The sequence below is a fragment of the Flavobacterium franklandianum genome (assembly GCF_007097365.1).
GTDB lineage: Bacteria > Bacteroidota > Bacteroidia > Flavobacteriales > Flavobacteriaceae > Flavobacterium > Flavobacterium franklandianum.
In genome coordinates, this window is the sequence record NZ_VJZR01000005.1 from 208,804 (window position 1) to 221,120 (window position 12,317).

7 protein-coding genes are annotated in these 12,317 nt (G+C 37.2%); all 7 read left to right on the forward strand.

Going from position 1 to position 12,317, the window contains the following annotated elements; translation table 11 throughout:
• The first annotated feature begins 92 nt into the window (after positions 1-92).
• The 7 genes from FNW17_RS08455 to FNW17_RS08485 all read left to right on the forward strand — a co-directional run bounded on the left by FNW17_RS08455 (position 93) and on the right by FNW17_RS08485 (position 11,857).
• Positions 93-2,927: a TonB-dependent receptor gene (locus FNW17_RS08455; protein ID WP_144071420.1), complete on the forward strand. Its 2,835-nt coding sequence runs from the start codon at positions 93-95 to the stop codon at positions 2,925-2,927.
• Between the two features lie 83 nt (positions 2,928-3,010).
• Positions 3,011-4,198, forward strand: a complete 1,188-nt coding sequence (locus FNW17_RS08460) for an MFS transporter (RefSeq protein WP_262710845.1) — start codon at positions 3,011-3,013, stop codon at positions 4,196-4,198.
• 34 nt (positions 4,199-4,232) lie between these two features.
• Positions 4,233-5,684, forward strand: coding sequence for a glycoside hydrolase family 1 protein (locus FNW17_RS08465; protein ID WP_143389164.1), 1,452 nt, complete (start codon positions 4,233-4,235; stop codon positions 5,682-5,684).
• A gap of 348 nt (positions 5,685-6,032) precedes the next feature.
• Entirely contained in the window at positions 6,033-7,622 is a 1,590-nt protein-coding gene (locus FNW17_RS16510) for a GDSL-type esterase/lipase family protein (RefSeq protein ID WP_144071421.1), read from the forward strand.
• 174 nt (positions 7,623-7,796) lie between these two features.
• Entirely contained in the window at positions 7,797-9,395 is a 1,599-nt protein-coding gene (locus tag FNW17_RS08475) for a glycoside hydrolase family 43 protein (protein ID WP_144071422.1), read from the forward strand.
• A gap of 19 nt (positions 9,396-9,414) precedes the next feature.
• Positions 9,415-11,433 carry a glycoside hydrolase family 3 protein gene (locus tag FNW17_RS08480; RefSeq protein ID WP_144071423.1) on the forward strand — a complete coding sequence of 673 codons (2,019 nt, stop codon included), beginning with the start codon at positions 9,415-9,417 and terminating at the stop codon, positions 11,431-11,433.
• Positions 11,434-11,536: 103 nt separating this feature from the next.
• Complete coding sequence (locus tag FNW17_RS08485) at positions 11,537-11,857, forward strand: DUF3861 domain-containing protein (RefSeq protein ID WP_143389160.1); 321 nt, start codon at positions 11,537-11,539, stop codon at positions 11,855-11,857.
• Positions 11,858-12,317: the final 460 nt, after the last annotated feature.

The following is a 12,317-nucleotide window of genomic DNA, read 5'->3' on the forward strand; positions in this document are numbered from 1 at the left end:
TTTTTCATGCCCAATTTTGTGAAATAATATTTACGAAATGTTTATTTTATTAAACCAAAAAAAACCAATCTAATTTAAAAAACAATGAAATTATGAAAACAACACAATTTTTAAGGAAATACCTCCTTTTTATGGTAATCTTTTCTTGTGGAGCTTCTTTTGCACAACAAGGAAAAATTCAAGGAAAAGTAAGCGACGATAAAGGAGTTGGCATACCAAGTTGCTCAATCGCTATAGAAGGAAACAACAAAAATGCCGTTACAGACGTTGATGGAAATTTTTCTATCGACAATCTAACTGATGGAACCTATAAAATCAGAATATCCTTTGTAGGGTTTTCTACTTATAGTCAAACAGTAAAAGTACCTCAAAGTAGTAAATTGAATATTAACTTAAAAGAAGATCAATCAGCTTTGGATGAAGTTGTGGTAACAGGAGTATTTGACAAACGTACAAAGATGAACGCCTCTGTTGCAATTTCGACATTAAACGCCAAACAAATCGAAGCTGTTGTGCCGAATAGTGCGGCTGATTTGCTCAAAAACATACCGGGAGTATATGTAAATACTTCAAAGGGAGAAGTTGGTAACTCTATCTATACAAGAGGGTTGAGCTATAATGGTGGGTTTTTCTACGTTTCGATGCAAGAAGATGGCTTGCCGGTGGTAGGAATTACGGGATTGGTTCAACCAGATGCTTATCTCAGAGCTGATGCTACACTTAACCGTATTGAGGCAGTGCGAGGTGGTACGGCATCAATATTGGGTGCAAATGCACCCGGAGGTATATTCAATTATGTATCGAAAGAAGGCGGTAAATCTTTTAAAGGAGAAATAAGAGCCAGAACTGGTTTAGAAGGAAATGGTAAAAACCCTTACTATCGTGCCGATTTTAATGTAGGTGGACCACTTACTAAAGACAAAACGCTGACCTATAATATTGGCGGGTTTTATCGTAATGCCGATGGACCAAAATACCCAGGCTATACCCTTAGCAAAGGCGGACAATTAAAGGCTAACATCGTAAAAAACTACAAATCAGGCTCTATTAAGTTTTACTTCAAGGTTTTGGACGACAATACTGCACCATTTGAATTTACGCCAACGGTTGATTTCACTAATCCAAAACCTGCGGGAAGTTTCAATAATACGAGTTCTACTTTAGTTCAGTCACTACAATTTACTATTCCTAAATCAATAACAGGCCTTTCCGAAGATATCAATTATGACACTAAAAAAGTAGCAGCATACAATGAGATAGCTGCTGGTTTGAACTGGAAACAAAATATAGGTAAAGGTTGGACTTTTAATAATAATTTAAAAATATCTAACAAAGACTATGTTGGTCAAACCACTTCCGTTGTTTTTCCATTCCGAGTTGACAGACCAACTTTTTATGGAGTTAGTGGCAATGGTGGGCGTTTTGGAACTTATCAGTTTTATAATCCTACTACTGGTGCAATTTACGGAACAGTATTGCGTCCTACTACGGGCCTTCCAAGTATTGTAGGCACATCTAGTCTGCCGGGTGGCGATGTATTACCAAATGCCGTTTTTTATAATCCAAATCCGTATACTAAGAGTAGCATAAATGATGTGATAGACCAAGCGACCATTACAAAAAAGCTAAAAAACATGAACTTCACAGGCGGAGTTTATTTTTCTAATACTAAAACTACCCGTTTGACTTTTCTACCTGCGGCACAAAGTTTTGCAACTATCGAAGATAAGCCTCAGGCCGTAGGGATCCGTTATACAAATTTGAGTGGTTCAACATTTGACTTGACAAATCCTATCGGAGTTAGTAACTTAGGTGGTGCTGGTTTTTATGACAATGAAGGTACAATAAAGCAAACTGCGTTCTTTTTTGGTCATAATTGGGACATTACCGATAAATTAAACTTTGATTGGGGTATCCGTATGGAAAATTTCAATATTAAATCTAGTTTTTCGACACCAAAAAGACTACCCGACAGCACAACGGGTGGTGCTGATGGAAACACAGCAACGGTTTATGACAATCGTATTTTAACAAGAAACCCTACACAGAGTTTTGATAAAAGTCTTTCGTTTAGTGATTTAGTTTCTTATTCATTTGGAGTAAATTATAAAGTCAGCGATCGTTTTGCTATGTACGGTCGTTACTCACAAGGACGTAAATCACCCGATTTGAGTTATTTCCTGGATGTTGCCAATCAGCAGCTTACCTCAAATATTTCTATCGAAGCACAAGATATTAAAATGGCCGAATTTGGATTAAAATACCGTTCTAAAAACCTAAGTCTATTCGTAACGCCATTCTATACTTTAGCAAGCAATATTCCGAACTTCCAGATTTTCCAAAATACTGATGGCAGTAACTACGCACCGCCTCGATTGTATCAAAAAATTGAAACAAAAGGTTTAGAATTGGAAGGAAACTATGCTTTCAATAAAAATTTCAGCCTTCGTGCCGTGGCTACAATACAGTCGTCGATAGCCAAAGAATTTAGTGTTTATTTGTCAAAAAACGCAGGCCCTGCCGATGACGAAAAAATATCTTTTGATGGCAATAATAATGATAATATCGGCAATATGTTTACAATAACGCCAACTTATAGCACTGACAAATTTTCGGCATCTATCAACTGGCAATATATGGGTGAGCGTTGGGCAAACGTAGGCAATGCCTTCCAACTGCCATCATTTCATTCATTTGATTTAAATACTTCTTATAAAATATCAGAGAAAATTCAAGTGAATTTTTCAATAAATAATATTTTAAACACTTACGGAATCATGGGTTGGGCGGCACCAGGTGGTTTTCCTGCAGCCTTGGACACCCAGGGTTTTACAAAAGCCATGTTAGATGCCAATCCACAAGCCGTTTATTCTACATTACCAATTATGCCAAGAGCTTATTTTTTGACGTTGAGTTATAAATTTTAATTAATTAAAATCCCCCGAAAGGGGGATTATCCTATTTTATGAAAAACAAATTTTTATCCTACGAAAACGGAATGGTTACCCTAATGGCACTGGTCTTTGGCTGCCTGTTTTTTGACCGTTTAGCACTTAATTTCCTTATGCCTTATATTGCAAAAGACCTGCTGTTGAGTGACACCCAAATTGGCTTGCTAGCTGGGTCTCTTTCACTGGCGTGGGCTTTTTCAAGCTATTTTACAGTGGCATGGGCAGAAGTAAAAAACAGAAAAAAACTGGTTTTCTTGGTAGCAGTAATCACTTTTTCGCTTTGCTCGGTAGGCTCCGGTGTGGCCGTTTCTTTTGCCACGCTGTTTTTCGCACGCTTCATTATGGGATTTTCTGAAGGCGCAGTTATTCCGCTGGCGCAAAATTTTGTGGAAAGAGAATCTTCTCCAAATCGACTGGGGCTTAATGCCGGAATCTTGCAAGGTGTTGGGTCGGCTCTTTTCGGTTCTATACTTGCTCCAATCATTTTAGTCTCTATTGCAGAGAATATGGGATGGAGAAATGCTTTTTATGTAACTGGAATTCCGGGTATTATTTTAGCTCTAATCGCTTGGCGTTATATTAAAAAATCAACTGCAGAAAGTATCGAAATCAAAATCAATTCGACTATCAGCTTTACGGAACTTTTTCAATACAACAATATAAAATGGGGAATTCCTTTGGCTTGTTGCGCTTTTGGTTGGTGGTTTGCCACGCTCCCATTCCTTTCCAAATATTTTATCGAAGTACAAGGCATGACACCCGATGAAATGGGAAAAACTATGGGACTTCTAGGTTTATCTGGTTTAATAGGTTCCATAATTGTCTCTGGACTTTCCGATAAATATGGACGCAAACCCATTATGTTCATTTTTATGAGCTTGGGAATTTCATATCCTTTTGTCATCTATTTTCTGCATGGCACAATACTATCCCTTCCCTTATTGTTTATTAGCTATTTTGCCATGGGTTGCATTGCCATGGTTGCTGCAGTTATCCCTTCAGAGGCAGTTCCTGTTCATCTAAAAGCTAAAGCGATGGGACTCGTGATGGGAATTGGCGAAATCGTGGGCGGTGTTTTCATCCCGGCAATTTCTGGTGTACTTTCAGATAAAATCCATTCTTCGTCATTTTTATGGGTTTCGGCAGTTATGGCGATTTTGAGTCTATTCTTTATTTATAAATTACAAGAAAGCAATAAAACTATAAATAAAAAAGAAGCCTTCCCTCAAGTCGAACCCGTTCTATAATTTTTCAAATAATAAAAACATAAATAAATAAACCATGACTAGACATATCACAATTCTTTTTATTGCCTTAGTAAGCTTCATAGGATGCAAGGAAAAAACAGAAACGCAAAAAAAAACAAATCAAACTCCTTTTCTATGGGGCGTTGCAACTGCTGCTTACCAAGTGGAAGGTGCCTATCAAACGGATGGGAAAGGGGAATCCAAATGGGATTTCCTGGCTAATAAAGTAGGTATAACTCAATTCTTGACTGGTAAAAAAGAAACTGCCAATGTAGCTATCAATATGTACGACAGGACACAATACCTGAAAGACATTCAATTGATGAAAGAATTAGGGGTCAACTCTTATCGTTTTTCATTAGACTGGAGCCGTATTATCCCCGATGGTGTTGGCGCCGTGAACGAAAAAGCATTAGCCCATTATGACGTTCTTATTGATGATTTAAAAGAAGCAGGAATAGAACCTGTAGTAACGCTTTATCATTTTGATTACCCAATGATTTTAGTTAAAAAAGGAGGTTGGGCAAATCCTGAAATGATTACTTGGTATAAAAATTATGCTAAAATAGCTTTGGAGCGCTATGGTAAAAAAGTAAAACATTTCATCACGTTCAATGAGCCTTATATCGACTTCTTTGTCGCAGAATACCTAATGAATATGGAACAAAGCAAAGACCCTGCTGTTACCCGATTTGCAAGAGGAATGATGAAATCACACAGACAAATGGTAGCCAGTGCAGAGGTGATCAAAATGTATCACGAAATGAATTTGGGCGGAAAGATCGGCATGACTTTCAATTTTTCTCCTTGTTCCCCATTGGATCCCAACAATCCAAAAGATGTGCAAGCTTCTGCCTTACAAGAAAAATTATTGAATACGGTTTTTCTAGATGGTTATTTCAAAGGTACTTACCCAAAAGAAGTCGTAGCTCTTTTTACAAAACATGATCCTGCATTCCAACCAACGGCAGCCGACATGGAAATACTGGCTGCAAATAAGCCCGATTTCTTGGGGATTAATTTTTATGCCCCGGCCTTAGTCAAATATGATGCTGCAGAGCCATTTGAAATGAAGTGGATGGAGGTAAACACAGACAAAATTAAATCCCATAATGGACCTGTAAGACCCGAAGAACTTTACAAATTCCTTGTTAAAATAAAAAAAGAGTATAATAATCCCGAGATAATGATTACCGAAAATGGAGCTGGTTTTGAAGGAGAAGATATCAAAGCAAATCCTGTTGTAAAAGATCCTTTAAGAGCTGACTACATCAAACGTCATACTGAAGCAGTTCTAAAAGCCAAAAATGAAGGTGTTAGAATGATAGGTTATTTTGCATGGAGTGGTTGGGATAACTTTGAATGGGTGTATGGTTTTACCAAGCGTTTTGGATTAATCTACGTTGATTTTGAAACACAGGAGCGTATCCCAAAACAAAGTTTTTACGAGTATCAAAAATTAATTAAAGCGCATAAAAAACTATAAAGCAACACAGGATTCGCATTTAAAATTTTTAACCACAAATTACACGAATTTCATTACTATTAAATTGAATTTGCTTCGCCTTTTTCGCTTTGCTCCGGTCGCGAAAGTAATGAGAACAAAATAGTGTCGTTTTTTTTACCATATAAGGGCATATAAGAACATTTAAGTTTTTGATTGAATCGCTTATGTGAACTTATATGCCTTATATGGTAAGATTAAATGTGTAACTGTTTAAATACGACAATAATTGATTCTTTCTATTTATTTTAAGAATTTGTGTGAATTCGTGTAATTTGTGGTCAACTTTTTTTTTAAGTAAATGCCTTGATAAATCAAAAAAAATCCAATATGAAAAACACTGTATCTATAGTAACTTTTATATTCTTTTCTCAAATTGGGATGATGAATGCCCAAAAAACGATTCCGTTATATCAGGGAAAAGCTCCCGGTTCTGAAAACTGGAATTGGCAGGAAAAAGAAATGTTTTCAGAAACGTTTCAAACCCAAATGGTTTACAATGTGTCACAACCCACACTTACGGTTTATGAACCAAACAAAGCTTTGGCAAACGGAACTGCAGTAATCGTTTGTCCCGGAGGTGGTTTTCATACTTTATCTATCAACAGCGAAGGAATTGACGTGGCTAAATGGCTTAATTCAAAAGGAACAACAGCCTTTGTCTTAAAATACAGGCTCGTAAAAAGTGAAACCGACGATCCCGTAAAAGAGCTTTTTCCAATATTCGAAAACAGGAAAAAATTAGATTCGATCAATGCAGCTGTCGTTCCATTGGCAATTGCCGACGGATTGGCAGCCATACAATATGTGAGAGACCATTCCAATGAATTTAATATCCAGAAAAATAGAATTGGAATTATAGGATTTTCAGCAGGAGGAACTGTTGCTCTTGGTACTGTTTTTAATTCCACAGCCAGCAATCGTCCTGATTTTGCAGCCCCAATTTATGCTTATACTGGAGCTTTAAAAAGCATGGTTGTTCCAGCAGATGCACCTCCAATTTTTATTGCAGCCGCTTCAGATGACCAATTGGGTTTAGCTCCCAATAGTGTCAAAACCTATAGCGATTGGTTGGCCGCAGGAAAATCGGCTGAATTGCATATTTATTCCAAAGGTGGTCACGGTTTTGGAATGCGTAAACTGGATTTACCCGTTGAGAGCTGGATTGAACGTTTTGGAGACTGGCTTGAACTACAAGGATTATTATGGCCTGAGCATCCAACCGTTTTATCGACACATTTCAAAACTCAAAAGGCATTCAAACAGTATTTAAAAGAACGGGAAGATAATTTACACAACGATTGGGCTTTCCTGAAACGATATGAATTAGAAAACAAAAACTTGTCTGTTCCAAAACCAAACGAAAACAGAGTTGTGTTTTTGGGTAATTCTATTTTTGAAAACTGGAAAGTAATAGATTCTGCTTGGTTTGCAGAAAAAAAATACCTTGACCGAGGAATTAGTGGTCAAACAACAGGACAAACCTTGGTTCGATTTAAACAAGATGTTATTAATCTAAAACCAGCCCTAGTTGTTATCAATGGTGGAACGAATGACATTGCTGAAAACACGGGGCCTTATGTATTCGAAAACACCTTAAACAACATCAATTCGATGGTGGAACTCGCTAAAGCAAATAACATCAGAGTAATCTTAACGTCTGTTTTACCTGCATATGATTTTGCTTGGAAACCAGGACTAGAACCTGTCGAGAAAATCATACAACTTAACAATAGAATTAAAGAATATGCCTCTAAAAATAAAATCGTTTACCTCGATTATTATTCTCCATTACTTGATGAGAAAAAAGGATTGAAAAAGGAGTTTACCAATGATGGCGTTCATCCAACATTGGCAGGTTATAAAGTTATGGAGCCTTTGACTGTCAAGGCAATCGAATATGCTCTAAAAATAAAATAATACCTTATGAAAAAGACATTTCTGCTAATTGGTTTTGCTTGCCGCAACTTGATGGTTTCGGCACAAAAAAAATCGTTAACACGCTCCGCAAAGTCTCCAATTTTGAGGAGGTGAATAGCGGTCTCCGACCGCTTTCGCAAACAATAGTAAGGAAAAAACTAAACAAACACCTAAATGACACGTTCTAAAACCAAAATAATCCTGTTATTTTTGCTTTTGTTTATAAAAAACAGTGGCTTTGGTCAAGTCAATTATCAAAATCCTGTTTTGCCCGGATTTTATCCAGACCCAAGTATTTGTAGGGTGCAAAACGATTATTATATGGTAAACAGCAGTTTTGGTTATTTTCCCGGAGTGCCGATTTTTCACAGTACCAATTTGGTCAATTGGGAACAAATTGGTTATGTTTTAGACAGAGAAGAACAATTGCCATTGGCAAAAGCACAAACTACTTTGGGCATTTTTGCACCAACCATTCGATATCATGATGGTTTGTTTTACATGATAACCACCAATATTACGGATAAAGGAAATTTTTACGTAACGGCAAAAAATCCTGCTGGACCGTGGTCAAACCCTATTTGGATTACCACTCCTGGGATTGACCCAAGTTTGTTTTTTGACGATAACGGCAAAGTCTATGTTACCTCTGCACAAAATTGGGGAGCCGTAAAAAATAGGATTGTGATGTCTGAAATAGATTTAACTACTGGCAAACTGCTTTCAGAACCCGTAACGATTTGGAAAGGAACTGGCGGAAAATATCCAGAGGGCCCACATTTATATAAAAAAGAAGGTTTTTATTATTTAATTATTGCCGAAGGTGGAACAGAATATGGACATAAAGTTACCATTGCCAGAAGTAAAAATATTTGGGGAGTTTATGAATCCAATCCCGCAAATCCAATCCTGACACACGCCAATTCAAACGAAGAAAACAATCCGATTCAAGGTACTGGTCATGGTGATTTAGTCCAAACTACCGATGGTTCTTGGTTTATGGTGGCATTGGGTTTTAGACCTTTGGATGGTCATCAAATTTTGGGTAGAGAAACCTTTTTGGCTCCCGTGGCTTGGAATCCAAACGAATGGCCTATTGTAAATGGCGCCGGATCTATTGCTTTGGATATGAAAGTCGAGAAACTTCCCGGAGAAGTGAAAATCAAAAACTACAATCAGAACGATGATTTTTCCGAAGGCAAACTAGGTTTCGAATGGAATTACATCAATAATCCAATACCTCAGAACTACTTCCTTTCGGAACGCAAGGGTTATCTAAGATTACATGGAAGTGAAAAATCATTGAGCGAGAATCCAGGGGTGACCTTTGTTGGTAGAAGACAACAACACTTTAATTTTAATGTCACTACTACAATTGATTTTAATCCCTTTACCAACAATGAGGAAGCCGGGATTAGCCTGTACAAAGACGCTTTACACCACTACAAACTATTTATTCGAAAAAAAGGGAAGGAACGCGAGTTAGTTTTAGCTTATAACATTGGCAAAATTAAAGCCATTGAGAAAAGAATTCCATTAAAAAAAGGAACAATAAAACTAACTATTTCTGGAACTCCAGCGTTATATGAATTTGGTTTTTCACAAGCCAATAATCCCGTAACCACTCTCGGAAAAGTGGAAACAAAATATTTGAGTACGGAAACGGCAGGAGGTTTTACGGGAACATACATTGGTTTGTATGCCACGGGAAACAGTGCGAAATCCAAAGCAGTTGCAGATTTTGAGAATTTTAGTTACAAAGTTGTTGAATAAATTAATAAAAAAATAACAAATGAAAAAAAATAGCTGGTTTATCGGTATTCTTATACTATTATTTGGGTCTTGCCATTCCACTAAAATAGCAAAAAACACAGTTCAGCCCGAACTGGGTTTTCGGTCTGTACCCCTATTAAAAATAGATGGACTACAATTCAAAGATTTAAATAAAAATAGCCAACTTGATGACTATGAAGACTGGCGACTTACTGACGAAATTAGAATAAAAGACCTAATTTCTAAAATGACCATTGAAGAAAAAATAGGCTTCATGATTATAAGTACCACTCGTTTGGCGGGTGATTATTCCTTTCAACAAAATGCCCCCAAGTCTGAAATAACAAGTGGTTTCAATGAAGAAGACTTGGTGCAAAACGTAAATATGTTTAGTCGTAAACCATTACCTAATCCAACGATGTCGGTAGCAGGGACAACCAAAGGGGTTTTGACATACAATCTTCGGCACTTTATTTTACGCGCTAATACCAGTGCTAAAATAATGGCGGACTGGTCGAATAATTTACAAGCTTTAGCCGAAACTTCACGGTTAGGTATTCCTTGTATTGTAGCTTCAAATCCAAGGAATCATATCACCGTGGATGCCGCAATAGGCCTGAGTGTTGGAACAACTGTTTTCTCCAAATGGCCAAGCGAGTTAGGCCTTGCCTCAATGCGGGATTTGAAATTGACTCGTGAATTTGCCGAAATCGCTGCCAAAGAATGGACTGCTGTAGGTTTACGAAAAGGATATATGTATATGGCCGATTTAGCGACCGAACCCCGTTGGCAACGCATAGAAGGTACTTTTGGTGAAGATGCCGATTTAGCTTCCGACATGATTCGCGAAATTGTATTGGGATTTCAAGGAAAGCACCTGAATAAAAATTCAGTAGCCATGACTATCAAGCATTTCCCTGGTGGTGGGCCACAAGTTGAAGGACAAGATCCTCATTTTGAATGGGGAAAGGATCAGCATTATCCGGGTGGAATGTTTGATTATCATCTCAAGCCTTTCAAAGCGGCAATCGAAGCAGGAACTTCTTCCATAATGCCTTATTATGCAAAACCCATTGGCACCCAATACGAAGAAGTTGCTTTTTCATACAATAAAGGAATTATCAACGATTTGTTACGCAAGAAAATGAGATTCAAGGGCATCATCAACTCTGATTCCGGCCCAATAGACATGATGCCGTGGGGCGTGGAAAACTTAAGCATTTTAGAACGCTATCAAAAAGCCATTGATTGCGGTGTCGATATTTTTTCGGGTACTGCTGACCCTACTCTATTGCTCGAAACCGTAAAAAAAGGACTCATTTCCGAATCCCGAATCGATGAATCCATCACAAGACTTTTAAGAGAGAAATTTGAATTGGATTTGTTTGAAAACCCTTATGTAAATACGGATCAAGCCATTAAAATAGTTGGAAATGCCGAGTTTCAGAAAAAAGGAGATTTGGCCTTGAGAAAATCCATTGTATTGCTCCGAAATGATTCCAAACTTTTACCCATTTCCAAAAAAACAAAAATATATTTTGAAACCTATTTTGACAACGGAAAATCTAAAAATTCCATTACTATCAACAAGCCTAATATTCAGTATCCTAATTTGGAATTTGTCGATTCAAAAGAAGCAGCAGATGTCGTTTTACTTTGGCTTATTCCTAATTCAGGTGGTCTGTTTGCTGCTAATGGCAGCCCAATTGAATTGAGCTTATCCAAAAACAAAATTGATGTTTATCACGTAAACGAAATTACAAAAACTAAACCAACCGTAGTTGTTATAAACTACACCAGCCCATGGGTGATTGACGAAATTGACAACGGAAAACTAAAAACCGTTTTAGCCACCTTTGGAACTACGCAAGAAGCCCTGCTCGATATTGTAACTGGAGTATTCAATCCTAAAGGAAAAATTCCCTTTACAACACCCATTTCAACTCAAGCCGTTTTGGAAAATCAATCCGATGTTCCCGGCTATTTGAAACCCAAAAGATATGCTCTTTTCAAATTTGGTGACGGACTGAGTTACTAAGTACAACACTCTGTTTTTAAAAAACTTAACACAAAATATAACAAAAAAACACTCTAATAACTTAAAGTGTGAAGCATAACTACAACCTATAAACAACATAAAAATGGAAAAAAGAACCAATAAATACAAATTGAAACTGGAACTGTTGGCAACAACAAAAGTGGACGAAACCAACTATCCACCAATAGAATTAGAATTCGACAATCACGACAACATTTTTACCATTGTTGAAAGAATGAAACAAAGAAATCTTTTTCAAACGGAAAACCAAGCCATTGAATTTGCCATTGGATTGAAAATGTTTAGCGAAGTAATGTTGAAAAATAGAGAAAACGAACTTTTTAGTGAGTTTAGACCCGCTTTCAGTAATTTTATGAAAAAGCTAAAATCAACTCCAACTCAAATCGAAGACAAAAAAAATTAAAATTAAAAGCAAAATGAATTTACCAATCAGAAGAATTGTAACCGGTCATACTCATGAAGGTACTGGGTATTTACTTCCTATGAAGAATTTGAAACCGTTATTATCCCAACTGGCGATGCTGCTATGTCGGCATTATGAACAACAGCTACCGTTCCTACAGATTGTGATGCCTAAAGAGATGCTGGTGTAACTCTAAAAGGAGGGTCGCTGAGTCGTATTGTAGATATGTTACCGGGAGCTTCTTCCCCACTTCACCAAACGGACAGCATCGATTATTGAATTATAATTAGCGGTGAAATCGAACTTGAATTAGAAAATAAAGTTTCGAAGAGAATTGGTGCCGGAGAAATTATAATTCAACGGGGTACATTGCAAAATGGAAAAATGCAAGTGAAACTGAAGTTTGCCGAATTGTTTTTGTACTCATTGAGGCAAAACCATACGAGATTAACGGAATGCC

What these genes read in the sequence shown, in the direction of transcription:
- FNW17_RS08480 (WP_144071423.1), top strand. Translation starts at nt 9,415, where the DNA reads ATGAAAAAAAATAGCTGGTTTATCGGTATTCTTATACTATTATTTGGG.
- FNW17_RS08460 (WP_262710845.1), top strand. Translation starts at nt 3,011, where the DNA reads ATGGCACTGGTCTTTGGCTGCCTGTTTTTTGACCGTTTAGCACTTAAT.
- FNW17_RS08455 (WP_144071420.1), top strand. Translation starts at nt 93, where the DNA reads ATGAAAACAACACAATTTTTAAGGAAATACCTCCTTTTTATGGTAATC.
- FNW17_RS16510 (WP_144071421.1), top strand. Translation starts at nt 6,033, where the DNA reads ATGAAAAACACTGTATCTATAGTAACTTTTATATTCTTTTCTCAAATT.
- FNW17_RS08465 (WP_143389164.1), top strand. Translation starts at nt 4,233, where the DNA reads ATGACTAGACATATCACAATTCTTTTTATTGCCTTAGTAAGCTTCATA.
- FNW17_RS08475 (WP_144071422.1), top strand. Translation starts at nt 7,797, where the DNA reads ATGACACGTTCTAAAACCAAAATAATCCTGTTATTTTTGCTTTTGTTT.
- FNW17_RS08485 (WP_143389160.1), top strand. Translation starts at nt 11,537, where the DNA reads ATGGAAAAAAGAACCAATAAATACAAATTGAAACTGGAACTGTTGGCA.